The 24,721-nt window shown below is 48.8% G+C and carries 22 protein-coding genes; 6 read left to right on the forward strand and 16 right to left on the reverse strand.

Annotated elements, in window-relative coordinates:
* Positions 1 to 183 precede the first annotated feature (183 nt).
* Positions 184 to 941 (forward strand): IS1 family transposase gene (locus tag EZMO1_RS27930; RefSeq protein WP_420809906.1). Its coding sequence is split into 2 segments (ribosomal slippage): positions 184 to 451 and positions 451 to 941, totalling 759 coding nucleotides; the frame shifts between segments, so codons are not numbered across the junction.
* A 271-nt stretch (positions 942 to 1,212) separates the two neighbouring features.
* Here the strand turns inward: EZMO1_RS27930 and EZMO1_RS01825 are convergent.
* Positions 1,213 to 2,613: an IS1380 family transposase gene (locus EZMO1_RS01825; protein ID WP_034873155.1), complete on the reverse strand. Its 1,401-nt coding sequence runs from the start codon at positions 2,611 to 2,613 to the stop codon at positions 1,213 to 1,215.
* Between the two features lie 255 nt (positions 2,614 to 2,868).
* The gene (nfo, locus tag EZMO1_RS01830; protein ID WP_034879447.1) at positions 2,869 to 3,711 is read right to left on the reverse strand and encodes a deoxyribonuclease IV; all 843 of its coding nucleotides are present in this window, start codon (positions 3,709 to 3,711) and stop codon (positions 2,869 to 2,871) included.
* A gap of 102 nt (positions 3,712 to 3,813) precedes the next feature.
* Here nfo and EZMO1_RS01835 point away from each other — a divergent pair, with 102 nt between their 5' ends.
* Together EZMO1_RS01835 and dsbB are read left to right on the forward strand one after the other, a co-directional pair.
* Complete coding sequence (locus tag EZMO1_RS01835) at positions 3,814 to 4,419, forward strand: thiol:disulfide interchange protein DsbA/DsbL (RefSeq protein ID WP_145912436.1); 606 nt, start codon at positions 3,814 to 3,816, stop codon at positions 4,417 to 4,419.
* Positions 4,420 to 4,451: 32 nt separating this feature from the next.
* Entirely contained in the window at positions 4,452 to 5,051 is a 600-nt protein-coding gene (gene dsbB, locus EZMO1_RS01840) for a disulfide bond formation protein DsbB (protein ID WP_051790696.1), read from the forward strand.
* A 52-nt stretch (positions 5,052 to 5,103) separates the two neighbouring features.
* On the opposite strand, the gene EZMO1_RS01845 is transcribed toward dsbB, so the two are convergent.
* The 14 genes from EZMO1_RS01845 to EZMO1_RS27160 form a co-directional block, all read right to left on the reverse strand.
* Positions 5,104 to 6,054: an alpha/beta hydrolase gene (locus tag EZMO1_RS01845; protein WP_034879445.1), complete on the reverse strand. Its 951-nt coding sequence runs from the start codon at positions 6,052 to 6,054 to the stop codon at positions 5,104 to 5,106.
* Positions 6,054 to 6,692: a transcription termination/antitermination NusG family protein gene (locus EZMO1_RS01850; RefSeq protein ID WP_051790694.1), complete on the reverse strand. Its 639-nt coding sequence runs from the start codon at positions 6,690 to 6,692 to the stop codon at positions 6,054 to 6,056. Before EZMO1_RS01850 ends, EZMO1_RS01845 begins: the two co-directional genes overlap by 1 nt.
* A gap of 349 nt (positions 6,693 to 7,041) precedes the next feature.
* Positions 7,042 to 8,205 carry a phosphoglycerate kinase gene (locus EZMO1_RS01855; protein ID WP_034879444.1) on the reverse strand — a complete coding sequence of 388 codons (1,164 nt, stop codon included), beginning with the start codon at positions 8,203 to 8,205 and terminating at the stop codon, positions 7,042 to 7,044.
* 237 nt (positions 8,206 to 8,442) lie between these two features.
* A complete protein-coding gene (locus EZMO1_RS01860; protein WP_034879443.1) occupies positions 8,443 to 9,465 on the reverse strand; it encodes a type I glyceraldehyde-3-phosphate dehydrogenase in 1,023 nt (340 codons plus the stop codon).
* 54 nt (positions 9,466 to 9,519) lie between these two features.
* On the reverse strand, positions 9,520 to 10,089 hold the full coding sequence (locus EZMO1_RS01865; protein WP_034879442.1) for a hypothetical protein: 570 nt from the start codon (positions 10,087 to 10,089) through the stop codon (positions 9,520 to 9,522).
* Between the two features lie 106 nt (positions 10,090 to 10,195).
* Positions 10,196 to 11,608, reverse strand: a complete 1,413-nt coding sequence (locus EZMO1_RS01870) for an OmpP1/FadL family transporter (protein WP_034879441.1) — start codon at positions 11,606 to 11,608, stop codon at positions 10,196 to 10,198.
* A gap of 150 nt (positions 11,609 to 11,758) precedes the next feature.
* Positions 11,759 to 12,373 carry a trimeric intracellular cation channel family protein gene (locus tag EZMO1_RS01875; protein WP_034879440.1) on the reverse strand — a complete coding sequence of 205 codons (615 nt, stop codon included), beginning with the start codon at positions 12,371 to 12,373 and terminating at the stop codon, positions 11,759 to 11,761.
* A 175-nt stretch (positions 12,374 to 12,548) separates the two neighbouring features.
* On the reverse strand, positions 12,549 to 13,775 hold the full coding sequence (locus EZMO1_RS01880) for a Bcr/CflA family multidrug efflux MFS transporter (protein ID WP_222842179.1): 1,227 nt from the start codon (positions 13,773 to 13,775) through the stop codon (positions 12,549 to 12,551).
* A gap of 275 nt (positions 13,776 to 14,050) precedes the next feature.
* On the reverse strand, positions 14,051 to 15,202 hold the full coding sequence (gene yiaY / locus EZMO1_RS01885) for an L-threonine dehydrogenase (RefSeq protein WP_034879439.1): 1,152 nt from the start codon (positions 15,200 to 15,202) through the stop codon (positions 14,051 to 14,053).
* A 298-nt stretch (positions 15,203 to 15,500) separates the two neighbouring features.
* A complete protein-coding gene (tkt, locus tag EZMO1_RS01890; RefSeq protein WP_034879438.1) occupies positions 15,501 to 17,498 on the reverse strand; it encodes a transketolase in 1,998 nt (665 codons plus the stop codon).
* A 164-nt stretch (positions 17,499 to 17,662) separates the two neighbouring features.
* Positions 17,663 to 18,811 (reverse strand): alpha-hydroxy acid oxidase, encoded by a 1,149-nt coding sequence (locus EZMO1_RS01895; RefSeq protein WP_034879437.1) that lies wholly within the window; start codon positions 18,809 to 18,811, stop codon positions 17,663 to 17,665.
* A gap of 142 nt (positions 18,812 to 18,953) precedes the next feature.
* Positions 18,954 to 19,163: a transcription antiterminator/RNA stability regulator CspE gene (cspE, locus tag EZMO1_RS01900; protein WP_034879436.1), complete on the reverse strand. Its 210-nt coding sequence runs from the start codon at positions 19,161 to 19,163 to the stop codon at positions 18,954 to 18,956.
* Between the two features lie 358 nt (positions 19,164 to 19,521).
* Positions 19,522 to 20,943, reverse strand: a complete 1,422-nt coding sequence (locus EZMO1_RS01905) for an Npt1/Npt2 family nucleotide transporter (RefSeq protein WP_160174131.1) — start codon at positions 20,941 to 20,943, stop codon at positions 19,522 to 19,524.
* Positions 20,944 to 21,094: 151 nt separating this feature from the next.
* Positions 21,095 to 21,235, reverse strand: a complete 141-nt coding sequence (locus tag EZMO1_RS27160; RefSeq protein ID WP_222842180.1) for a hypothetical protein — start codon at positions 21,233 to 21,235, stop codon at positions 21,095 to 21,097.
* Here EZMO1_RS27160 and EZMO1_RS01910 point away from each other — a divergent pair.
* The 3 genes from EZMO1_RS01910 to EZMO1_RS01920 all read left to right on the forward strand — a co-directional run bounded on the left by EZMO1_RS01910 (position 21,225) and on the right by EZMO1_RS01920 (position 24,676).
* Positions 21,225 to 22,184 (forward strand): metalloregulator ArsR/SmtB family transcription factor, encoded by a 960-nt coding sequence (locus tag EZMO1_RS01910; RefSeq protein ID WP_034879434.1) that lies wholly within the window; start codon positions 21,225 to 21,227, stop codon positions 22,182 to 22,184. The genes EZMO1_RS27160 and EZMO1_RS01910 overlap by 11 nt on opposite strands.
* Positions 22,185 to 22,494: 310 nt before the next feature.
* The gene (gene metK, locus EZMO1_RS01915; protein ID WP_034879433.1) at positions 22,495 to 23,658 is read left to right on the forward strand and encodes a methionine adenosyltransferase; all 1,164 of its coding nucleotides are present in this window, start codon (positions 22,495 to 22,497) and stop codon (positions 23,656 to 23,658) included.
* 271 nt (positions 23,659 to 23,929) lie between these two features.
* Positions 23,930 to 24,676, forward strand: a complete 747-nt coding sequence (locus EZMO1_RS01920; protein WP_145912437.1) for a hypothetical protein — start codon at positions 23,930 to 23,932, stop codon at positions 24,674 to 24,676.
* The last annotated feature ends 45 nt before the right edge of the window (positions 24,677 to 24,721 follow it).

The following is a 24,721-nucleotide window of genomic DNA, read 5'->3' on the forward strand; positions in this document are numbered from 1 at the left end:
CGGTTTTATCAGCTGCCATCTGCTAAGGATTTGTCCCGAAATGACTTCCCGATTTGCTGGAACGACTGCCCTGCATGGGCTATTGAGTCAAATATGAAATCCAGGGTAGTGGCACAGTTCTGTGATTCTAGCCCTGTCTGCTAAAATACGACATTCGGCAACTTTGAAAAATGCGGTTTAAAAATGTGCCTTACGCAAGTCCTCTGTACAACATGTGGCAGTAACCAAGTTCGGCCTTTCGGATACAGCACTCATGATGTTCCACGATACTATTGCTGTAATGACAAATGTGAAATCAAAACCTTCATGCTTGAATATCGCTACAAGGCCTGTGAGCCTGGCGTTAAAGAAAAAATCATCGATATGGCAATAAATGGCAGCGGAATCAGGGATACAAGTAAAGTACTCGGAATAAGCAAGACAACAGTAATAAAGACTCTAAAAAAAAAGAAAGCGGTCTGGTAAAGGTCAACCCAAATATTCAAACTATTGATCTCAAGTCAGATGCAATTATTCATGTAGGGCTTGTCTGCCAAGAGGCTGAGCTAGATGAGCAGTGGTCGTATGTTCATGATAAATCGAACCAACGCTGGCTTTGGTATGCTGTTGATCACGCTACAAATACCGTGCTTGCTTATGTTTTCGGAAAACGGAAAGATGAAGTTTTTAAAGAACTCAAAACACTTCTGAAGCCATTTGGTATTAATAAATTTTACACCGATGATTGGGGAGCCTATGAGCGACACCTTGATGAAAACATGCATATTATTGGTAAAGCAAACACTCAGAAGATAGAGCGTAAAAACCTTAATTTTCGGACTTGGATTAAACGGTTGGCCAGAAAGACAATTTGTTTTTCAAAGCTCGAAAAGATGCACGATATTGTTATTGGATTATTGATTAATAAAGTTGAGTTTGGGGTCAATATTCACGCGATATAACAGTTCTGGCCCACTACCAAATCCAGAATTTATTTCGGGACAGTTCCTAACCCGGATATTTCATAAACAAGCAGCAACTACCATCCCATCCTCTTAATTTTGGACTTTTCCGCAAGCCTGCTGCTCTGTTAACCATGTGAAAGACATTGCAGCCCATACTTGCTTACAGATTAGACGCTAATCAACGAATCCTGCTATTTCAGGATAACGGAAAGCCCCAAGGCTCTTTCATCTGGTTGCTATGTACCTTGATTGAGTCTTATGAAAGTTGCTACCCCGGTCGAAGTATCGGCATCTGGTAAAAGACTTCTGTCACATGCTGCAAAAGCCTCTTGAATGGGCAGCTACGCGGCAGATGAAGTTTAATTCGGTCTTTATATTCAACCACTTTGACTGCAACTTTACAGAGCTTCATGATCACCGTTGATGGCTGCGCTTTTTCCAGCTCCGTACCTTTCAAAGTCTTGGTTCTTAACTCATAGTGCAAAACATAAGCGGCACAGGCATAAAACATTCTCAAATGGTTAGCCAAAAAGCCCTGATCGGACAATCTGTCGCCGGACAGATCACTTTTCAGATGTTTGATGAAGTTCTCATCCTGTCCTCTTGGACAGTAAAGCTCTTCATAAATTACCTCTGGAGAAGCTTCCTTCATCGACGTCACAATGAAACGAGGGTTGTCGCCTTTTTGGTTGACCTCCGCCTTGTAAATTATCCGGGTATCGAGACCTTTCCAGCTCTTGGCCTGGTATTCTGCTTCCCCGTAAAGTCTGAGCCGATCAGGTTCTGGCATGTTGTTCAGTCTTGCCAGCTCAGTCTTGACCTTCAGAGCTTGACGCGCTTCATCCAACAACTCTTTGGCTTTTGGCCGCAAAGCCGTTTTGTGGCCTGCACCTTTGCCCAGGACATAATCCGAATGAGGGGCATTCTGAACCACCCACATTAACTCTGGTTGAGCGAAGTGGCTGTCTCCCCGAACCAGTAGATGGGTTTTCGGCCACTTTTTCCGAAGCAGCCGAATGACCCGTTCGAGAATGGCTGCATTTTCCTTGCCCGTTGGGGTTTTCCCCGGACGAAGAATCGCCGTAATCAGCTTGCCGCTGAGTCCCTCAAAAATCATCAGGGGCAAGTAGCAGTAGTCCTGATATTTGGCATTAAACAGGTTCATCTGCTGGCCACCATGAGTAATGGCCGGTGTATGATCAAGATCGATAACGATCACCGGAGGTGGCAGCTTGTAACTGCTGATAAAGTGATGCACAAATGCTTCAGCCATCCTGTAAATGTCGGAGCGGGTCATAGATTGTCCCAGCCGGGTAAAAGTGGGCGCTGATGCGAGATGGTTATCGCTGTCCAACGGATTGCGACCAGTGGCCAGTTTGAACATAGGGTCTTTACGCAAACGGTTACTGTCGTTGGCATCTTCATAGCCGCAGGCCATTTGCAGAACCCGCTGAACCAGAAGTTCTTTCAGGGAGTGGTCGATATAGGATTGATGGCGTCTGTCATTGATGGCATCAGTCATTTTGCAGATAAGACCGCTCTGCAGAATGGTTTCCCGTAGCAGCAGAGTGCCAAAGTCAGAAGATAACTCCCCACCATTGAAGTCTGCCCGGATGGTTTTTCCATTTGAGGGATGAAAACGAAGCTGTTCTTGTGTAGATTTGGGCATGGCAAGTTCCGGTTTGCTTCTTCCGAAGCTTTCTTTTGGTCGACCCAATTATATCAAGTGATTGGGCGGAACTTGCCTCCTTTTATGAAATATTCGGGCTAAGGATTTGTCTGAAAATAAGTTCCGTATTTCACTATCGCTTACCTCAAGCCATTACTGGCTGATGATTGCAGCAAATCGGGAAGTTATTTTTAGACGATTCCTAAGTTCTAAATTGATCAAGTGCAGCCATATGGCTGCAGCCTGTTATTTGAATCAGTAAGCCATCATCTTCAGAGCTTCAATCTCATCCGCCCAGATGCTGTCATCAATGGTTTCCAGCACCATAGGCACACGGTCGAAGCGGGAATCCTGCATGATATAACGGAAAACATCCCAGCCAATTTCACCCTGCCCTAAACTGTGATGACGGTCTTTGCGCGAATTCAGTTCGGTTTTAGAGTCATTCAGGTGCATGCCTTTCAGGTACTTAAACCCGACAATTTTGTCGAATTCGGCAAAGGTTGCTTCGCAGGCTTCGGGTGTGCGGAGGTCATACCCGGCTGAAAAGGTGTGGCAGGTATCCAGACAAACACCAATACGGCTTTTGTCTTCTACCTGATTAATGATGTCCGCCAGTTCTTCAAAGCGCCAGCCAAGGTTGCTGCCCTGCCCTGCCGTATTTTCTATAACGGCTATAACGCCTTCGGTCTGATCAAGAGCCAGATTAATGGATTCGGCGATGCGGCTCAGGCAGGCAGAAATCTCAATTTTTCGTAAATGACTGCCCGGGTGAAAATTCAGCCGATCCAGCCCCAGCTGGGTACAGCGCTGTATTTCGTCAATGAAAGCTTCTCTGGATTTTTGCAAACCTTCTTGTTCAGGATGACCAAGGTTTATAAGATAACTATCGTGCGGAAGGATCTGCTCAGGTTTGTACCCGTATTCCTCACACCGTTGTTTGAACAGCTCAATGTTTTGATCGGTCAGTGGTTTGGCTTTCCACTGTCGCTGGTTTTTTGTGAAGAGAGCAAACGCAGTAGCCCCAAGCTTGTGGGCGTTGACCGGGGCATTCTCAACCCCCCCTGCAGCGCTGACATGGGCGCCGATATACTTCATAAACAATCCTTTATCGTTTGATCTGGGTCAAAAAACGTACAGAGGCAATCATAAGAAAATCGTAACGATCAATTTATAGCTCATGATAATAAGGCGATATTCGTGAAAAAAATACTCTCTGCCGTTTGCTTGACGTTAGCCATGCCTCTGTCGGTGATGGCGGCGTCATTTTCTCAGGGCACACATTACAATGTGCTGCCGGACTTTAAGAAGTCAGAAACACCTGAAGTGCGTGAAGCCTTTTCGGTGTATTGCCCTGCTTGCTATCAGTGGGATCAGGGTGTTGTGGGTGATCTGCAAAAGCGTCTGGAGTTGAAGGATATTCCTTTTAACCAGTCTCATGTTGCTTTTATGGGGAACTACGCCGACAAAATCAGTCAGGCTCTGGCGATTACCAAGGGTACAGAGAAGTACACACCTGTGAAAAAGGCGATTTTTAAAGCCCTTCAGGAAGATCGTATTGGAGACTGGAAGAAGGATGAAGACTTCTTCAAAGTGCTGGCTGAAGCCGGTCTGAGTAAGCGAGAGTGGACATTCGGTGTGAATGATCCAGTGGTTCGGAAACGGATGAAGCGCTGGTCGCAACTGGAGAGCAGTGTGCGCAGTGTGCCAAGCTTTATCGTTAATAATAAGTACATTATTAATCTCAGCAGCATCAAATCGTTTGACGAGTTCTACAGTCTGATTGACTATTTGCTTGAAAAGTAAGAGCTGCTGGAAAGAGACGTAAGGTTAGAACCATGGCGAATGCTGACTTTCAGGATAATGCTGAAAAAGGCTCCCTGAGAAAGGTATGGAATGATTTCCGGACTCAGCCACTGGCTGCTGTCCGGGAATGGCAGAATCACCGGCTGACCTGGGGCATCATGCTCGGCACCGCTGTCTTTCTGGAAATTTGTGCATTCTATTTCCAGTACGGGATGGATCTGTATCCCTGTGAAATGTGTGTTTATCAGCGCTTTGCGGTTCTGGTGCTCGGGCTTGCAGCAGGGATTATGCTGGTTGCTCCCCGTAATAAGGGCGTCAGAGGAGCAGGGTATCTTCTGTGGATAAGCGGTGCCGTTTATGGTTTGCAATATGCTTTGCAGCAAATCAAGAATTATGCAGACTTTAACCCGTTCTTCAGTGCGTGCAATGCGTTTCCGGTGTTTCCTTTCGGGCTGCCTTTACACGAATGGTGGCCTGCCATGTTTTTCCCGACCGGGATGTGTGGTGAAGACAGCTGGACTTTTTTGAGTCTGAATATGGCCAACTGGATGACCATTATTTTTGGTATCTACATTCTGGCATTTGCTGTCTGCGTGCTGAGTGTTGTTGTCGGCAAGTTGGCTGACAGGTGATTTTAAACAGGCTCCGTTTTTCTAACGGAGTCTGTTTAACGACTAAAGTCGTTTATATATACGACGATAGCCAATCCATATATTCTTTTCTTGTTTCTTTCAGCTCATTAGGAAGATGGTGTCGTGCATCTTTCAGCATGAGAACTTCCGGATCAGTGAATAGTTGCTTCAGTCTGGCGATGTTGTGTTTTGCATCCACTGTCCGGTCGCAGGTGCCCTGGATAATCAGCGGCCTTAAAGGGCTTTTCTTGCGATGACGTTCAATTTTCCGTATCCAGCGATCCATGGCAGAGACCCATTGGGTCGGTAACACTTTTGGAGCCAGTGGATCATTGTGTGCCTTTTTCAGGAAGTCAGGGTCTCGGGAATTGTCCGTAAACGTGCGTGGCAACTGTTTAATAAAGGGTCTGGCCAGATAGAGTTGAATGCGGCTGAGAGGCCACATCCATGGTCTTACCAGTGGTGCCGAGAAAATAACTTGATCCAGTTCCGGATTATTCTGAAACAACAGGTAGTCCGTTAGAATAGCGCAGCCGGTACTTTGTCCATAACCATGCCAGGGTTTGGGCAGTTGGCCTGAGCTTGCCTGAAAAATGTCTGTCAGAATTCCGGTGTAAACCGAAAAGTCTTCAATAGTGGCTGGCTCGCCACTGGACAGCCCATGACCTGGCAGGTCATACGCCAGAACGTTATAACCTTGCTGTAAAAAGAAGGTCAGGATGTGACCGAACAGACCTGCATGGTCGTAATAACCATGCAGGACGAAGAAGGTGCCTTTGGCATCGGGCTGCGTGTAAAGATGGCAGGCGATCTGGTAGCCGCAGCTGTTGATCGTGCCAAACCGATGTCGTACATCAGCCAGCTGGTTTTCCAGATCAATGCCATAGTCCCTGAAGTATGCCTTCTCAACAGCAGTGAAATTCTGAGCTTCGTTGGTTTGCTCCTGACTGAACAGTGGTTTCGGCTCATGGCTTAAAAGGTGTCTCAGCTTGTCTAAGTCCATCAGGCCTTTTCCAGATCATCCAGACGTACTTGCATACGCTGTTTTTTTACAACGGTTTTCTGGGTTGTGCCATCGCTCAGGCGCTGCTCTTTAATGTGGCTGATGAGAATCTGGCCACGATAAGCACCCATGCTTTTTTCAAACGTCATTTCCAGATGCTTGAACAGTGGATGATTCATGACCACTTTGTCGCCTGGCTCAAAGGCATCCGGGCTGACGCCGTCGGCCTTGTTGTTGAGTATCCGGACGATTTTTCTGATCTCGTCAATAATGTCTTCCCCGTTGGGAATCGGCTTTGGCAGGAGGTCAGATTTCGCCTTTTCTTCTTCTTTTTTGGACATTCGTCCTGAGCTGGCAAGCTGACGGGTGATTCGGTTGAAATGCACCATTTCATGAACACCACGACAGGAGCGTATGGTGTGGAATTTTTCCAGATCTTTTTCCAGATCCAGCAGTAGAAACAGATAATCCGGGAACAGAACTTCTTCCTTAATGGTTCCCTTGCTTTTCTGTCTGAACACCGGGCAGTAGGTGTCAAAACCCAGGTTGTTCAGGTTTTCCATGGCTCTCAGTTCCTGACGGACCTTGGTCTTGAGCAGGTACCAGCCTTCTTCTAACAAGCACTCTTTATTAGACATTAACGTTCCCTGAATGCTTTGAATATGTATAGGTGTATAGGCCCAGCCTCAGGGCAGAGCTTGAAGTCATTATAAAGATCCTGTGAGAAATGTGGACTCTTTTGTGTTGGGGCTAGTGTGGTGAAACATTAAGTAAGTGTGTACTTACTTCGATAGCAGAAAGTAAGCATAACATCTTTGAAAATTTTATGTCAGCAGAAATTTATTCTTTTATATTTTAATGCTTTTCGATAATTATCGTGAAATTTGAACTGTTTATCGAACATTTTGTACGAATGTAATGGTTTGAAATTATATTCAAACCATTACATAAAAAGTGCCTGATGTTTCAGTCACCGGGAGGGAATGCTTACTTGGAAGCTTCTTCCAGCATAGCCACTGCAGGCAGTTTCTTGCCTTCTACGAACTCCAGGAACGCACCGCCACCAGTAGAGATGTAAGATACTTTGTCCTTGATGCCGTACTTGTCGATAGCGGCCAGCGTGTCACCACCGCCAGCGATGGAGAATGCTTCAGATTCGGCAATCGCCAGAGACATGGAACGGGTGCCTTCACCGAACTGATCAAATTCGAATACGCCTACCGGGCCGTTCCACAGGATGGTTTTGGAGGACTTCAGCACTTCGTTGAACAGCTTCTGGGTTTCCGGACCTACGTCGAAGATCATGTCGTCGTCTTCTACTTCGGAAACCAGTTTAACAACCGCAGGCTCGTTTTCGTCGAACTTCTTGCCGCAGATCACGTCTACAGGCATTGGTACGTCAACCTTTTCCATCAGCGCTTTGGCGTTAGGGATCAGATCTGCTTCGTACAGGGACTTACCAACGTTGTGGCCAGCAGCGGCCAGGAAGGTGTTTGCGATGCCGCCACCCACGATCAGCTGATCGCAGATGTCAGACAGAGATTCCAGAACGGTCAGCTTGGTAGACACCTTGGAACCACCAACGATGGCACACATTGGGCGCTCAGGGTTGCCCAGTGCTTTGCCCAGTGCGTCCAGTTCGCCAGCCAGCAAAGGACCTGCACAGGCAACGTCAGCAAACTTGCCAACACCGTGAGTGGAAGCCTGGGCGCGGTGAGCAGTACCGAACGCGTCCATTACGTAAACGTCGCACAGGGCAGCCATTTTCTTGGACAGTGCTTCGTCGTCTTTCTTCTCGCCTTTGTTGAAGCGAACGTTTTCCAGAATAACCAGTTCGCCTTCGGCAACGTCGAAGCCACCTTCAACCCAGTCTTTGATCAGACGAACTTCTTTACCCAGCAGGTTGCCAATGTAATCAGCAACCGGCTTCAGAGAGAACTGCTCGTCGTATTCGCCTTCGGTTGGACGACCCAGGTGAGAAGTCGCCATCACTTTAGCACCAGCTTCCAGAGCCAGTTTAATGGTTGGCAGGGAAGCCAGGATGCGGGCGTCGCTGGTGACCTTACCGTCTTTTACCGGAACGTTCAGGTCTTCACGGATCAGGACGCGCTTGCCGGCCAGATCCAGGTCAGTCATTTTCAATACGTTCATGAGGTCTCTCTCTCAATGACGAGTCAGATAAAATAACAGGATCAGGAAGTAACAGGATAACGCCTGTAAAACTTCCACAACCCTTAAAAATGCGGAGGACGATACCATAATCTGTTGAGTGTAGGTACGTAGAAGGCTGTCAATACGTTTGGAAAATTGACATGGATCACGGTGATTATCAAGGGTTAACGCAAGGCAACGCAGCTGCTCGCTGAGCACCCCGCGGTAACACGCAAATCAGGATTTTGACCGATCCAGCCAGTAACTGGCAACGTCCAGCATACGATTTGAAAATCCCCATTCATTGTCGAACCAGCATAGCAGCTTCAGCAGTTTTCCGGAGGTCACTTTGGTTTGGGTACCGTCAATAACGCAGGAGCGGGCATCGTGGTTAAAATCCACAGATGCATGGGGTTCATTGGAAATGCCCATAATACCTTCCAGCCGTCCCCAGGAGGCTCTTTCCAGAATCAGGTTTACTTCTTCTTCCGTCGTGTCACGCTGAACATGGACGCATAAATCCATGCAGGAAACATTAATAGTGGGAACGCGAACCGAGTTGGCTTTAAAGCGACCCTTCAGTTCAGGCAGCAAACGGTCAATACCTTTTGCCAGTCCGGTATCCACCGGAATGATGGAGTGCAGGGCGCTGCGTGTCAGTCTCAAATCACTTTTGTGATAAGCATCAATGACCGGCTGGTCATTCATGGCAGAATGAATGGTGGTTATAGAGCCGTAATCAATGCCCAGCGATTCGTTCAGTGTTTTCAACACCGGAACAATACAGTTAGTCGTACAGGAGGCACTGGACACAATACGATTGTCGGGTTTGATGGACTCTTCATTGATGCCAAAAACAATGGTGGCATCCACATCGGGTCTGGCGGGTTGGGAAAACAGCAGTCTGGGTGCGCCACTTTCAAGGTGAAGTTCTGCCGTCTGGCGATCGTTGAATGCCCCGGAGCACTCCAGCAACAGATCGATATCATGGGCTTTCCAGTCGATGGCCTGCGGACGGTCAGCATTAACAATCTTTATGCGGTCCCCATCCACAAGCAGTTCATCACCCGAATGCTCTACTCTGGCCGGAAAACGGCCATGGGTGGTGTCATACCGGGTCAGGTAGACCAGTGTTTCTATATCCGACAACTCGTTAATGGCAACGACCTGCATTTTATTGCGGTAGCCATTTTCATAGAGCGCCCTCAGAACACTCTGCCCGATACGGCCATAACCATTGATAGCGACCTTGAAAGCCATGTCACTCCAGCCCTTTCCCCTGATGAGTGGCTCATTATAAACAGGAATAGTGAACTATGGTTTGCTATTGCCCGGAATGGGCGACGAAATCAGCACATACACTGTCCAGTCATCCGAGAATAACCCTTTGGTGTTGACCATCTGCGATGAGCCCCGAACCTGGCCATTCAGCAGATATTCGGTTTTTTCACCTTTCGTCTTTTGACCATTACTGTCGGGCAGCTTTTCCGTCCGTGTGGCAACGTTTTCCGGCTTGACGCACTGCTGGATGGTGGCATTGGTTTCATCATAAATGGCCCGGGCAGACTGGGCATCAGGCAGCACTTTGCTGCAGACAAAACTGTACCGGTTTGCCCACTGCCAGATTTCACAATGGGCTTGCAAGGGTTGATAGGTGGACTTCCACAGTGTGATTTTATTCTGAAAATCAGGCTGCGTGCGAATTGCCTGAAAACCGTTGCTGCTGTTATCGAACACATAATTCAGCTGCCCGCAGACATCTGTCTGATCAGGCTGTTTTGCTGCCAGCTGTACTTCTTTTTCAAGATGAGAGGCACAGCCAGTCAGGAACCCGGCCAGTATGGCAAGGATCAGGGTAGAACCGGAAATGGATCGAATAGCCATTAAAAACTCCTGGAACCTGATTTTTTTATGGAAGAGTGCAGGAGGAATGTCGAGCAATATGTGTCCGGTATTGTAACACAGGCTGAAACTTTTTCAGTTTGAAGAGTCAAAAACGATAGTTCAGCTGTGCGGCTACAATGTGAGAACTGTTTTTGTACTTGCCGGTCAGTTTACCGTAGCTTTCATCCACTGCATGGGGTGGCGTGCCTTTGTATTTTGATTCAGAGATTTTGCCTTTATCCAACACAACGTAAGCGTAGGAAAGGTCAATGCCCAGACTCTCCGTTGCCTGCCAGTTTGCGCCGCAGGTAAACCAGTTCCGGTCTGCATCCGCAGAGCGGGCGGTACGGTTTTTGTCGTTTACCGGGGAGTTGTCTCTCATGTAACCGAAGCGTAACAACCAGCGTGGTGAGACCTCATAGGAAGCCCCGGCAGAATACGCCCATACGTCTTTCCAGTTCATGGGAATATAAGACGATGGATTAGTAGTGATTTCAGGGGGCAGGTTAGGGAAACCTCCGGACAGGTGAACGGTCATATTCTTTCTGGCTTTCACATAAAATTCTTCAAAGCGGCTCCAGCGAGTCCAGGTAGCGTCTGCCATCAGAGTCCAGCGAGGTGCAGGTTTGTGGGTAATGCTCAGGGCAGCGCGTTCAGGCATGTTGATATCGAGTTTTGCGCCTACTTTGTCATTGACGCTGGCGTTAATCACAGGGTTCTCGGGAATTGCCAGTTTGCCATGAGCCTTGGTGTCGCCGTCCAGAGTAAAATCAAGCTGTGAATGGTAAACGACACCTAGCATGGTTTGCTCACTCACCTGCCATATTGCACCGACATTCCAGCCAAAAGTGTTGTCATCGCCTTCAATGGTGGCATCCAAAGGTAAAAAGTCCGGAACTCCGGCACTTTGTGTCAGCTTGCCTTTGACGTGGGAGCCGATCAAACCAAAACCGATGGCAACGTTGTTGTGCAGTTTAAACGACAACGTGCCTTGCAGATTGATCACTTTGACACTGGTTTTATCGGCAAAATATTTACCGGGCCAGTTGCTTTTGTAGTCCAGTTCGACGCCATAAGGTCCATAGGCACTTAAACCAAAGGCAATTTTCTCATTAACAGGCATGGAAAAATGCCCAAAGGGAACCAGCTTTGTTTGTTGAAAGTCTGTGGTTTTGCCAGAAATGGTTTCGCCACTGACCAGTCCGCCAAATCTTGGGGGGCGAGTAAACTGTCCTTCAAATTCGCCACCCTTGAGGATCACAGCTGAACCGGCAGAGAATATATAAGCAGGTATGAAACTGATGCCTGCCGGGTTGTTTGCAGCAATAGACGCATCAACGGGGTTTGAGGCACGTCCCGCAAAGCCTGTTGCCATATAACTGGCCGAGTTTTCATTAATGCCATAGCCTGCTGCCAGACACTGTGATGTTGAGGTAATAGCAATAGCAATAGCAATAGCAATAGCGATAGCGATAGATAAGGAGGCTAATTGGTAAAAGCAGGTTGAGAGTTGATGCATGGTAAACCTCGACAATGATCCTGAAATGGAAGTCGAACAGTAAAGGGCATCCGTTTTTTATAGTTTGTCTGGGAGAAAACGCAGGAGAAATATTAACGGTTGGTCATTTTAAAGACGGCTCTGATCGTTTACAGAGCCACCGATAAACAATTATTTTGAGACCTGGGGTAGCTGAAAGCGCGGCAGGGAAATATTGTTGTAGAGGGCAAACAGGCGCATAAACAACACCAGGCTGGCAGAGATAACGGTTGTCAGAGCGTATCCCAGCACCGGGTTCAGAACCACAAACACAGCTCCACCGGCAATGGCTGCCGAGGCATACACTTCTTTGCGCAAAACGTTTGGCATTTCATCGGCCAGAATGTCGCGAATAGCGCCACCGCCACAGCCGGTCAAAACACCCATCATCACGGCAACCACGGGTTCTGCCCCATAGGTCAGAGCTTTGCCAACACCGATCACCACAAACACGGCCAGACCCAGGGCATCTGCGACCTGTAATGGCCATCTGGCTTTTTCATGCCAGTTACGCAGGGCAATGGCGAGCAGGGTAGAAGCAAATATGACCGTTATGTAGAGCGTGTCCTGAAACCAGAATACAGGGGTGGCGCCTAACAGCAGGTCGCGGATGGTACCTCCGCCCACCGCTGTAACAAAAGCCAATACCATGGCACCAAATATATCCATGTCTTTACGACAGGCGACCCAGGCTCCGCTGATAGCAAAAACAGCGGTACCGAATAAATCCAGGCTATATAACAGCATGTTCAGACTGACTGTGCAGGTTAGAAAGTAGACGGAATTATATAGCCGCTGATCTATGGGCAAATATAGCCGGAAACCGTTGCGGGGTGCGGGGCGCACTTACGCTTCAGGTGGATAGTGAGTTGAGCGGAGGAGGAGTGAACCACAACACTCTGAGTTGTGATTCACCGAGTTTTCAGGCAGAAATTTTTTCTTTGCTTGCAAATGATTCCTGCTGTGGCTCAATCTCAGTTGCTGGCACTCCGCCGTTGCTGACCAGTAACAGGCTTATTACAGACAGTGTACCGCAACCCGCCATAACCATTGCCATTGGCATTGCAGTGCCATCGTGTAGCAGTCCGACAATGGCTGTGGTTGCTGCACCAATACTGAAACGCAGAGCGCCTGCCATGGCATTGGCAGTTCCGGCAGAGCGAGGAAAGTGGGCTAAAGCCAGTGCGTTGGAGTTTGGTCCGGTCAAACCAATACAGCCGACATAAACGACAACGGGTAAAACAATTCCCGCCAGTCCGGCATTCCCTGTTTTAGCGTTCAGAAGCAAGGCAAAGGCTGCTACAGCAGCACTCATGCTGCCGGTTCTGAGAATATTAAACAGAGGCATACGACCAATCAGACGGATGTTGATCATATTCATAATGCCCATGGCAACAATGTTCAATCCAAACACCAGTCCATAGCTTTCCGGGTCAATGCCATACAGTTCGATGTAAACAAAGGGCGATCCGGCAATAAAGGCAAACATTCCGCCAAAGAAGAAGCCGTGACAGAGAATGCAGCCCATGGCATTACGATTTTTCAGAACACTGAGATAAGTAGCGGCCAGCTCTTTCGCCGGTACAACCAGACGGTGATCTTCTTCCAAGGTTTCAGGAACACGCCATAACGCCAGGCCCATTGCCAGAAAGGCCAGAGCTGCGAGGAAAATGAACAGGCTTTCCCAGCCAAAGAACCTCAGGATCTGACCACCCAGTAGCGGTGCAAGCAATGGTGCAACCGTCATTACCAGCAGAATAGACGACAAAGCTTTTGCACTTTCCTGACGGGGAAACAGATCCCGTACCATCGCCGGAATCGTCACCATAACAGCAGCGCCCGCCATGGCCTGCAGTATCCGGACAATAATCAGCTGATCAGCGGTGGTACACATGGCTGCCATAATATTGGTGGCGATGTAGCCGATCAGGCCGGGTAATAATACTTTCTGACGACCAAAACGGTCAGACAGAGGCCCGTAAAGCAGTTGTCCAATGGCAAAGCCGATGGTGTAGGCACTGAGAGTAAACTGAATTCTGCTGAGAGGTTCGCCCATATCCTCAGCAATCGCTGGCAGAGCCGGAAGGTAAAGGTCAATGGCCATAGGGCCAAGCATGGTGAGAGCACCAAGCGTCAGAATGAAAAGCATCCTTTCATTCTTATTATGTATATCGATGGTCATACAACTGCCTGAGAGAAAGATATAGACGACAGAGTCGTTATTGGTTCCTTCTGTTTGATGGGTTTTTTGGTAGACGATTTATGTCGTAAACAGAGGAACAGGCAATTATAAAATTTATCGAAATATAAATATATCCGGTTAGATCGAAGTTTTTAAGGAAGTGTTGGGTGATGATTATGAAAGACCTGTCACGGAAAGCGACAGGTCTGTTCAGGTCTCAGCAATAACTGTGATTGGTAGAGTTACATTGCTGCAGCAAAGATTGCTGTAATTTCTTCAGCGGTTGCCTGCTTGGGGTTTGTCAGACCACAGGCGTCTTTCAGAGCGTTTTCTGTCAGTGTCGGGAAATCTTCTTCCTTAACGTTCAGAGCTTTCAGACCGGTCGGAATGTCGATGCGTGCAGACAGAGCCTTAATCGCGTCAACCGCTTTCTGAGCAGCTTCATCAGCAGACAGGCCTTCAATGCTAACACCCATAGCTTTGGCAACATCAGCCAGACGTTCGGAAGCCACTTGTGCATTAAACGCCTGAACGTGTGGCAACAGGACTGCATTGCAGACGCCGTGTGGCAGGTCGTAAAAACCACCCAGCTGGTGTGCCATAGCATGAACATAACCCAGGCTGGCGTTGTTGAATGCCATACCAGCCAGCAGTTGTGCATAAGCCATCTGTTCGCGGGCTTCCATGTCATCGCCATTGCTTACGGCGTTTTCCAGGTGTTCGCTGATCAGCTCAATGGCTTTGATCGCACAGCAGTCAGTCACCGGTGTAGCAGCTGTGGATACGTAAGCTTCTACTGCGTGAGTCAGGGCGTCCATACCGGTTGCAGCCGTCAGGGATTTTGGCATGCCATTCATCAGCGCAGGATCATTAACAGACATCAGTGGGGTGGTGTTTTTGTCAACGATCGCCATTTTCACATGACGTTCTTCGTCAGTGATAATGCAGAAACGGGTGATTTCGCTGGCAGTACCCGCAGTGGTGTTAATGGCTACCAGCGGGAACTGTGGTTTTTCAGACACGTCTACACCTTCGTAGTCGCGGATGTTACCACCGTTTGCGGCAACCAGTGCGATGCCTTTGGCGCAGTCGTGTGGAGAACCACCGCCCAGAGAGATAACGAAGTCGCAGTCGTTTTCCTGCAGCAGTTTCAGACCGGCTTCAACGTTGCCGCAGGTCGGGTTTGGCTGGGTACCATCGAATACCACGGAAGTGATGCCTTCTGCCCCCAGTTTTTCGGCAACAGAACCTACAAGACCGATGTCGTTCAGTACTTTGTCAGTGACGATCAGGGCTTTTTTGAAACCCAGTTTGGTAATGTCGGAAATAGAAGCTTCCAGACAGCCATTGCCCATCTGGTTAACCTGGGGCATGAAGAACTTCATTGCGGACATGGAAAGACTCCCAAAGTATGAAAACAGTTTGAGCTGAAACCGTTAGTAACAGCAGAAAAATCAATACGCTGCATCATATTAAGAGCTTGGTAGTGCAATATTGATACAGGTCAATAACTATGCAGACTGTCAGAAGTACACATTTTTCAGCGATATGTGTGTGTTTTTTGGGCGGTGGGTGTCGGAATTTGATTATTATTTAACATATTTGTTTGTTTTGTCATCAGCGATGGGCGCTGAAAAAAAGAAGGGCTTCTTTTCAGAAGCCCTTCAGATGCAACAGGTCAGTATCCGAAAATTAATCCAGCATGTCTTCAGCTGCAGCCACAATGTTGTCTACAGTGAACCCGAAGAACGGGAACAGGTCACTGGCCGGAGCAGACTCACCGAAGGAAGTCATGCCGATAATACGACCGTCCAGACCCACATACTTGTACCAGAAGTCAGCGTGAGCCGCTTCGATAGCAATACGAGCCGGTACTTCCAGAGGCAGAACCTGCTGCTTGTATTCAGCATCCTGAGCATCAAACACTTCGGTTGAAGGCATGGACACGACGCGCACCTTACGACCCTGTTCGGTCAGTTTGGCTTCAGCGTTCATGGCCAGTTCGATTTCAGAGCCGGTAGCGATCAGGATCAGTTCCGGTGTACCCGCGCAGTCTTTCAGGATGTAACCACCACGGACAATGTTGGCGATTTTCTCTTCGTCGCGCGCCATGCATGGCAGACCCTGACGGGAGAAGATCAGTGCGCTTGGGCCGTCGTTGCGTTCGATAGCGTATTTCCACGCGACTGCAGACTCAACGGTGTCACATGGACGCCAGGTGTTCATGTTTGGCGTAGTGCGCAGGTTGGCCAGCTGTTCGATAGGCTGGTGGGTAGGGCCATCTTCGCCCAGACCGATAGAGTCGTGGGTGTAAACGAAAATAGAGCGCTGCTTCATCAGAGCAGCCATACGCACCGCATTACGGGCGTATTCCATGAACACCAGGAAGGTCGCGCCGTAAGGTACGAAACCGCCGTGCAGAGCAATACCGTTCATCATGGCGCTCATGCCGAATTCACGTACACCGTAGAACAGGTAGTTACCCGCCGCGTCGTCTTTCTCAACGCCTTTGGAACCACTCCACAGGGTCAGGTTGGAACCGGCCAGATCGGCAGAGCCACCCAGCAGTTCCGGCAGCATAGGACCGTAAGCATTCAGGGTGTTTTGGGAAGCTTTACGGCTGGCCACTTTCTCGGCTTTTTCCTGACATTCACGAATGTAGGCGTCGGCTTTTTCAGAGAAGTCGGCAGGCAGTTCACCGCTCATGCGGCGCTTGAATTCTGCAGCGAGTTCCGGGTAGGCAGCAGCATAAGCTTCGAATTTCTCGTTCCAGCCTGCTTCTTTGGAAGCACCTGCTTTTTTAGCGTCCCAGCCTTCGTAAACGCTGGCAGGTACTTCGAATGCACCGTGGTTCCAGCCCAGACGCTCACGAGTCAGTTTGATCTCGTCGTCACCCAGAGGCGCGCCGTGGCACTCTTCTTTGCCTTCCTTGTTAGGGGAGCCAAAACCAATGATGGTTTTGCAGCAAATCAGAGTTGGTTTGTTGGTTTCCGCACGACCGGCTTCAATGGCAGCCTTGATCGCTTCCGGGTCATGACCGTCAACACCTGGTACAACGTGCCAGTTGTAGGACTCGAAACGCTTAACGGTATCGTCGGTGAACCAGCCTTCTACTTCGCCGTCAATGGAAATACCATTGTCGTCGTAGAATGCGATCAGTTTACCCAGACCCAGTGTGCCCGCCAGTGAGCAGGTTTCGTGGGAGATACCTTCCATCATGCAGCCGTCGCCCATGAAGACGTAGGTGTTGTGATCGACGATGTCATGGCCTTTGCGGTTGAACCGGGCAGCCAGCGCTTTTTCAGCTGCTGCGAAACCCACCGCGTTGGCGATGCCCTGACCCAGAGGACCAGTGGTGGTTTCGATGCCAGGCGCGTAACCGTATTCAGGGTGACCTGCGGTTTTGGAGTGGAGCTGACGGAAGTTTTGCAGGTCTTCGATGGAAACATCGTAGCCGGAAAGGTGCAGCAGGGAGTACAAGAGCATAGAGCCGTGTCCGTTGGACAGGACAAAGCGGTCACGGTCAGCCCACTGGGGGTTGGCCGGGTTGTGGTTCATGTAGTCGCGCCACAACACTTCGGCGATGTCGGCCATACCCATTGGGGCGCCAGGGTGTCCGGATTTGGCTTTTTGGACAGCATCCATGCTCAGTGCACGGATGGCATTGGCTAGCTCACGACGTGAGGACATAGAAATCAGGGCTCCTGATGATCAAGTCATTGCAATGTGTGTGCGTATTCTAATCGCTATCCGGGCAAAGCGGTATTGCAGAATGTACCAAAAGTGGTCGTTCAGTGATTTTTTTGGGATGTCCGGTCAGATTATTTGCACTGTAAACGACTGAGCAATGCGATTTACCGGAATCGCAGGTTGTTTTTACTGAGTTCCCGAATGTTTTTGCACCCCATCAGTTTCATATCCCTGACCAGTTCTGCGTGCAGGTACGATAGTGCTTTTTCAACACCTGCCTGTCCCGCGGCTGCCAGTGCATATAGATATAAGCGACCTCCGGAGCAGGCTTTCGCACCCAGCGAAAGCGCTTTTAGGACATGTGTGCCTCTTCGAATGCCGCCGTCACAAATGACGTCGATGTTGTGACCGACAGCATCGACAATTTCTGCCAACTGATCAAAAGGCGCACGAGAGCCATCCAGTTGTCGCCCGCCGTGATTGGAAACCATTATACCGGCAGCACCCATATCCACTGCCCGACGGGCATCATCCACCGACATGATGCCTTTGATGATGAATGGCTTTTCCCAGTATTTGGCCAGTGCTTCAGCATCCTGCCAGTTCATGGACTGATCCAGCATGGTATTAAAGTAGTTGGCAACGGACAGCGGAATACTGGAGCCTTCTTTTACGTAGTCCTGCAACTGGGGCAACTCAAATGTTTGTCGGAAAAAGTAGTTGTAAGTCCACGCCGGGTGCAACGCAAAGCTGAGCAGGCTTTTCAGGGTTGGCTTGGGTGGAACCGTAAAACCGGTGACCAGATCCCTTTCCCGGTTGCCGCCAACGGTGGTATCGACTGTGAGTGCCATCACATCAAAGTCAGCGGCTTTGCAGCGGTCGATCATGTTTCTGGTCAGCCCTTTGTCTTTATGAACGTATAACTGAAACAGTTTTGGGGTGTGAATCAGGCTGCTGATTTCTTCAATACTGACCGTACCAAGAGACGACAAACCAAACATTGTGCCAAACTGTTCTGCTGCCCTGCCTACGGCCAGTTCTCCTTCATAATGAAACAGCCGTTGCAGGGCAGTGGGCGATAGAAACAGTGGCATTTTGAGCTGTTGTCCGACGACTGTTGTGGATAAATCCACCTCGTCTGCTCCCCTTAGAACGCCCGGAACCAGGTCGCAGCGATCGAAGGCTTCTGTGTTTTGTCGGTAGGTTTTTTCGTCATCGGCTGCGCCATCAATGTAGTGGAAGATGGGAGACGGTAGTCGTTTTTTAGCCAGTCGGCGAAAGTCATAAACTGAATGGCAGTGTTTCAGTTGCATGGGGTTAGCCTGAAAATGCAGAGCGATGGTTAATAGTTATAGAGAGTTTTAAGAGGCGGGAGGGAAATTTGTCAGAGGGTGTTTTGTAAGGACATAAAACAAAGGCAGCTATAAAAGCTGCCTTTGTCGGGTTGAACTGAGATTACAGTACAACGATATCTTCAGCCTGAGGGCCTTTCTGACCTTGAGTTACGGTGAACTCAACGCGCTGACCTTCTTTCAGGGTTCTGAAACCGTCGCCTTTGATCTGACGGAAGTGAGCGAAAACGTCTGGTCCGCCATTTTCCTGGGCGATGAAACCAAAACCTTTTTCTTCGTTAAACCACTTAACAGTACCTGTGGAAGTAGACATATGTATATCCTGACAGTTGATAAATTTGTTGTGCCTCACTACTTACTAGTCACTAGTAAAGAGTAAGGCGGTTGAGCTAGAAGTTTTGTTATTGTTTATGAAAAGCAGGATGCGCTACGACACACAGTACATCTGAATTAAACATAAAGACCTAAACACACTTTTAACCCACTCATTGTATAGCACTCTCTCGAATGCACAATGAGTATTTCTTTTAATGTTCCTCTGGAATTATCCCATCAGGCATAACCCCAGACAAAAAGAGGATTATAGCAGCCATTATTATCAGCTCCACTGAATGTTGCATAAAGCTACTGAAATAAAATCGTTAATCTAAATGATAATGATGAACAATTTATTAACAGTAGTGATTATACTGTTTTGACAGGGTATGTACCGACCCCATCCAGATAATCGTAATAATCAGAAAAATACAGCCTATCCAATGCATTGATGCCGTGAGTGATCCCAGTGTTACGATCAGAAACTGCTGCAAGAGGGCACTGGACGATTTTCCTGCGCGACTGACAATCAATTCGATTGATGCCTTACCTTTTAGTTTCTGTTCATTATTCAGTGGAACAAAGGCCATTTCCTTGGTGGCATCGAACAGAGTGTATTTGGCGGATTTGCTGGCTACGTTACACAGTGTGCCTATGCCAACACCTGCCAGCAGCATCGACGCTGCCATTGTTTCCGGAACCCAGCTGCAGTTGGATATCAGAGTTACCAGAAAAAAAGGAACGCCGGTGATAGCCATCAGCATGGGTGTTCCTAAAGCCGCCACTCGCCAGCTATAGCGAATCAACCATGCACTCGCTGCAGCCATGAGTAAGCATCCCAGACCATAGTAAAAGGTCAGTTGCCCCATCAGCATGGAGTATTCGGCTTCAGTTGAGTACACCCGTACAAGCTGGCTCTTCCATGCGACTTCGGCCATGTTAATCGCAACACAGTATGCGAGCATAATCAGGGCGATATTTTTCAGGTAAGGGCACTTTATCAGGTAAATAAAGCTGTCTTTTAAAGGCAGATGGGTGGCTGTTTTCTCATGGTTTTTCAGTGCTTCAGGGGCACTGGTTCGGGTATCTGATAGTTTCAGGCTCCAGTAATACAGCCCGATGATTCCTACACCGCAGGCAACAAAAATCATCGAGAGACAGATCAGGCTCATTTGCCAGCCGTCGCTGTTTTGTGTGGACATGTATTTTACAAGCAGCAAAATCATTGGGCCTGAAAACAAAGACGCACTGTTACCGATCAAAGTGAGCAGTGGGTATTCCTTTTCTGAAGATTCGACTGTGCTGGTGTCGTTGACATTGGTCCAGAATAATGTGCAGAGCACACCGGTACTCCATAGTTCCGCGCAGGTAAACAGCAGGGTTAGAGGCCAGTTTTCCAGTAGCCCGCAGATCAGAGCCATAGAGTCCGGCAAGTAAGCGGATATCCTTTGGCAAAAGCTATTGGGTGCGAGCTCGGCGAGATTCGGGTACAGCAAAAGGGAGAATACCGGCATCCAGATAAGAAAGGGCAGCAGGGTAAAAACAAACAGCTGTTGTCTGGAGAGACGGTTAGCCAGAAAGCTGTAACAGAAGACAAAGATAAAAGCTGAAGGCGTGACGAACCACAGCTTTACAAATGGGATAACTTCAGCCCCCATTCGGGTGACCAGTAATGATTCTTTCAGATTCCTGAGAATGTCAAAGTTAATAATGCACAGGAACATCATAAGGGCATGGCACAGGAACAGGGGGTGTCGTTTCAGGCATCCCGGAAGCATGAAATTACCTCGCATATTAAGCGGCAGTTGGCTGAACAGGAAACGAGCTATATCAAAAAGTTTTGATATACATCATAGTGCTTGCTAAAATTTGCGGTGAAGTAACAAATACGAGCCTGTAGATCTGCTGTTTACAGCAGCAGAGACTGTTTTAATCGCTGGGTTTGAGCGCATAAACGCTGTGGCGGGATTCATCCTGCTTATGAAGGTGGCCATCGATATCCAGTGCTTTTTCATGGTGCTTTTCATGACAGTTTTCATGAAAAAAGAAGGAGCATAGCTTGTCAGACACTGAAATGGTCGATCAGCTTGCCGCTTTTGGCAAAGCAGTCGGTGACGCCCTCAGGCTGCAAGTGCTCAGAGTGCTCAGCACAGATTCTTTTGGTGTCCTGGAGCTGAGTCGTGTGTTTGACATGCGTCAGCCCGCAATGAGCCATCATCTCAAAGTCCTTGCTCAGGCTGGGCTGGTTTCTACCCGTAAAGAAGGCAACACCGTCTTTTATCGTCGGTCTCTGCCACCCTCCTCAGAAGGTTTTGGGGATGCAGTCAGAGCCATATTCAGAGCGGTTGATGGCGTCTCCCTGCCGGAAGAGCTGGAGTGTCGGCTGGAAGCCATCAGAGAGCAGCGGGCAGAGCAGTCCATGGTGTTTTTTACCCGGCATGTGGGTGAATTTCGACAGCATCAGGAACTGATTGCTGACCATGATCTGTATGCCCGGTGTGTAGCCGAGGTCCTGAAAACCACTGACATGCCAGAGCAGGCTCTGGCTCTGGAGCTGGGGCCGGGAGAGGGCGAGTTTCTGGAAACGCTTAGCCAACGCTTTAATCAGGTCTATGCTGTTGATAATTGTTCAGAGATGCTCACCAGCAGCCAGCATTTTGCTGACCGACATGCTCTGAAAAACATCGAGTTTGTTCACGGCGAACTGAAAGACCTGCAACACCTTGAAGAGCAGTTCGACTGTATTGTTGCCAACATGGTGTTGCACCACATACCCAGCCCTTCCGGAATTTTTAAACGGGTCACCGGCTTGCTGAAACCCGGTGGCAGTTTTCTGGTCAGTGACCTGAGTCAGCACGATCAGGACTGGGTACGGGAATCCTGTGGTGATATCTGGCTGGGTTTCAGCAGTGATGATCTTGATAACTGGGCTCTGGAGGCGGGTCTGAATGCCGGTGAGTCGCAGTATCTGGGCTTGCGCAATGGTTTTCAGATTCAGGTTCGTCGCTTTTATCGATAAGTACTCCGCCCTATGGAAACGAATATTTCTGGCCAATGGGGCAGTTACTATGCAAGGCGCAACGTAGCGAGCATAGCTAGCTATGTGACCGGAGTTGTAACGCAGCAGAGTGGCTGAACCATTGAGTCAGAAATAGCTGTTTTCATAGGGTTGAGTACTTAAGCGTCGATGATTAAATAATTTGAGGAGGCTGTCTGGGAATAGTTTTAATGATTTTATTCGCAGCCAGCTTCAACGTAATAGTTTTCCGTCAATGTGTTTCTGTTCTGAAAGAAACAGTGGCGGATGTTTAATGAGGCACTAGAAGACAATGGCAGATTACTCACTGTTTACCTCCGAGTCTGTATCTGAAGGTCATCCGGACAAAGTAGCGGATCAGATTTCTGACGCCATTCTGGATGCAATCCTGAAAGACGATCCGGATGCCCGCGTTGCGGTTGAAACCATGGTGAAAACCGGCATGGTGATCGTAGCGGGTGAGGTGCGTACCGAAACTTACGTTGATATCGAAGAGCTGGTTCGTAATGTTGTCACTGACATTGGTTACAACAACGGCGACCTGGGCTTTGACGGCGAATCCGTTGCCGTTCTGAATGCCATTGGTAAACAGTCTCCGGATATCGCAGTGGGCGTTGATGAAACCGAAGAACATGAAATGGGTGCTGGTGACCAGGGCCTGATGTTCGGTTACGCGACCAATGAAACACCGGTTCTGATGCCTGCGCCGATTTACTACTCGCACATGCTGGTGAAGCGTCAGGCTGAACTGCGCAAAAACGGCACGCTGCCGTGGTTGCGTCCGGATGCCAAGAGTCAGGTGACCATGCGTTACGACTCCGAAGGTCAGGTACAGAGTGTTGATGCTGTGGTGCTTTCTACTCAGCACGACCCTGAAATCTCTCAGGAGCAGTTGCAGAAAGATATTCTGGAACACGTTATCAAGCCGGTTCTGCCAGAACAGTGGCTGCACGACGATACCCAGTATCACATCAACCCGACCGGTATCTTTGTGATTGGTGGCCCCGTAGGTGACTGTGGTCTGACTGGCCGCAAGATCATTGTTGATACCTACGGTGGTATGGCGCGTCACGGTGGTGGTGCCTTCTCCGGTAAGGACCCTTCCAAGGTTGACCGCTCTGCCGCTTATGCCGGTCGCTATGTGGCCAAGAACGTAGTGGCTGCCGGTCTGGCTGATAAGTGCGAGATTCAGGTGTCTTACGCGATTGGTGTAGCCGAGCCAACGTCTATCTCCATCAATACCTTTGAAACCGGCAAAATTGCTGATGAGAAGATTGTTGAACTGGTGCGCGAGCATTTCGACCTGCGTCCTAAGGGTCTGATCAGCATGCTGGATCTGAAGCGCCCGATCTATCAGAAGACGGCTGCATACGGTCACTTTGGTCGTGAAGACGAAGAGTTCACCTGGGAGCGCACTGACAAGGCTGATGCCCTGCGTGCTGCAGCAGGTCTGTAATACAGACGTCAGCTCTGCTTCTTCTGAAGGCTGCCATTTGGCAGCCTTTTTTTATGGGGCAGACCTATAGATGGGCTGTTGTTAAAGACGTTTGGACAGAGCTGCTAACAGGGATGTCAGTGAAGTGGAGGGAGAAAATCTTCAGAATCCTGAGATACACGCCATACGATCAAAAAAGACAAGGGGTCGAGCTATGCATACAAAAATAACGGATTCAGTCGCCTCTCCCATGGGTTACCCAAAAACTTTTAAGCCTACCCAGTTGCCTGGCATGGAAACCGGTCAAAACAGTAACGGTCAGAAGGTTGAATTGATGACCCCTACTTCAGTTCTGACTTCACCTGAAGCTAAAGAAACATCTGTGGCACCTGCCGAAAGAGACGGTACCGGTATCAGACAAAGATTGGCCTGTCCGCTATACACAGCGGGTAACTATTTCGTAAAAACCGTTTTTAAAACTGGCAAGGTCGGAGAATTTCTTGCTGGTTTACCTGCTCTTTTGGTTGGGGGGATCGCCTCGGCAGCGGTGAGCATTTCCGTTGGCGCGATCGTCAAGCTGGTAGAGTCGCTGGCAGGAACCGGAACATCGTATGGACAACGAATACTCATGTTAGGGCCTTTGGTAGGCGCTGGACTCATCGCAACACCGGTGATCAAAATCGGTAGCTTTGTTGGTAAGCTGGCTGGTGCAGGCTTAGGAATTGTAGGGAGTCTTGTTGGTTTTGGCAGAGGGGTGCGAGATGCCTTCACAGGCGATCTTCATCGGCTGGAAGGTGATAAGCCAACCTTGAAAGGCATTTTTGAACAGGCAAAAGTTGCAGAACAGGAAACTCGAAAGATAATAATGGGTGGATTGAGAGTACCCAGAAAGGGTGAGGAAACGACTCTGGCTTCCAAGCTGCCAACAATCGATCTGGAGGCTCCTGAAGCTCAATTATATGATGACTATAAAAAGCCTGACTTCAGTAGCCTAATCCTTGAGCTGGAAAAGGGATATGAAGCCAGCAGTGATGTTTAAATTCATATTGACGCACTCGTTTTAACGAGTGTGTCATCACTTTAT

The organism is Endozoicomonas montiporae CL-33 (assembly GCF_001583435.1).
In the GTDB taxonomy this organism is placed as follows: domain Bacteria; phylum Pseudomonadota; class Gammaproteobacteria; order Pseudomonadales; family Endozoicomonadaceae; genus Endozoicomonas_A; species Endozoicomonas_A montiporae.

Bases quoted from the DNA above. Each gene is read 5' to 3' on its own strand.
- EZMO1_RS01825 (WP_034873155.1), bottom strand. From the start codon at position 2,613: ATGCCCAAATCTACACAAGAACAGCTTCGTTTTCATCCCTCAAATGGA.
- nfo (WP_034879447.1), bottom strand. From the start codon at position 3,711: ATGAAGTATATCGGCGCCCATGTCAGCGCTGCAGGGGGGGTTGAGAAT.
- dsbB (WP_051790696.1), top strand. From the start codon at position 4,452: ATGGCGAATGCTGACTTTCAGGATAATGCTGAAAAAGGCTCCCTGAGA.
- EZMO1_RS01845 (WP_034879445.1), bottom strand. From the start codon at position 6,054: ATGGACTTAGACAAGCTGAGACACCTTTTAAGCCATGAGCCGAAACCA.
- EZMO1_RS01850 (WP_051790694.1), bottom strand. From the start codon at position 6,692: ATGTCTAATAAAGAGTGCTTGTTAGAAGAAGGCTGGTACCTGCTCAAG.
- EZMO1_RS01855 (WP_034879444.1), bottom strand. From the start codon at position 8,205: ATGAACGTATTGAAAATGACTGACCTGGATCTGGCCGGCAAGCGCGTC.
- EZMO1_RS01860 (WP_034879443.1), bottom strand. From the start codon at position 9,465: ATGGCTTTCAAGGTCGCTATCAATGGTTATGGCCGTATCGGGCAGAGT.
- EZMO1_RS01865 (WP_034879442.1), bottom strand. From the start codon at position 10,089: ATGGCTATTCGATCCATTTCCGGTTCTACCCTGATCCTTGCCATACTG.
- EZMO1_RS01870 (WP_034879441.1), bottom strand. From the start codon at position 11,608: ATGCATCAACTCTCAACCTGCTTTTACCAATTAGCCTCCTTATCTATC.
- EZMO1_RS01875 (WP_034879440.1), bottom strand. From the start codon at position 12,373: ATGCTGTTATATAGCCTGGATTTATTCGGTACCGCTGTTTTTGCTATC.
- EZMO1_RS01880 (WP_222842179.1), bottom strand. From the start codon at position 13,775: ATGCTTTTCATTCTGACGCTTGGTGCTCTCACCATGCTTGGCCCTATG.
- yiaY (WP_034879439.1), bottom strand. From the start codon at position 15,202: ATGTCCGCAATGAAGTTCTTCATGCCCCAGGTTAACCAGATGGGCAAT.
- tkt (WP_034879438.1), bottom strand. From the start codon at position 17,498: ATGTCCTCACGTCGTGAGCTAGCCAATGCCATCCGTGCACTGAGCATG.
- EZMO1_RS01895 (WP_034879437.1), bottom strand. From the start codon at position 18,811: ATGCAACTGAAACACTGCCATTCAGTTTATGACTTTCGCCGACTGGCT.
- cspE (WP_034879436.1), bottom strand. From the start codon at position 19,163: ATGTCTACTTCCACAGGTACTGTTAAGTGGTTTAACGAAGAAAAAGGT.
- EZMO1_RS01905 (WP_160174131.1), bottom strand. From the start codon at position 20,943: ATGCTTCCGGGATGCCTGAAACGACACCCCCTGTTCCTGTGCCATGCC.
- metK (WP_034879433.1), top strand. From the start codon at position 22,495: ATGGCAGATTACTCACTGTTTACCTCCGAGTCTGTATCTGAAGGTCAT.
- EZMO1_RS01920 (WP_145912437.1), top strand. From the start codon at position 23,930: ATGGAAACCGGTCAAAACAGTAACGGTCAGAAGGTTGAATTGATGACC.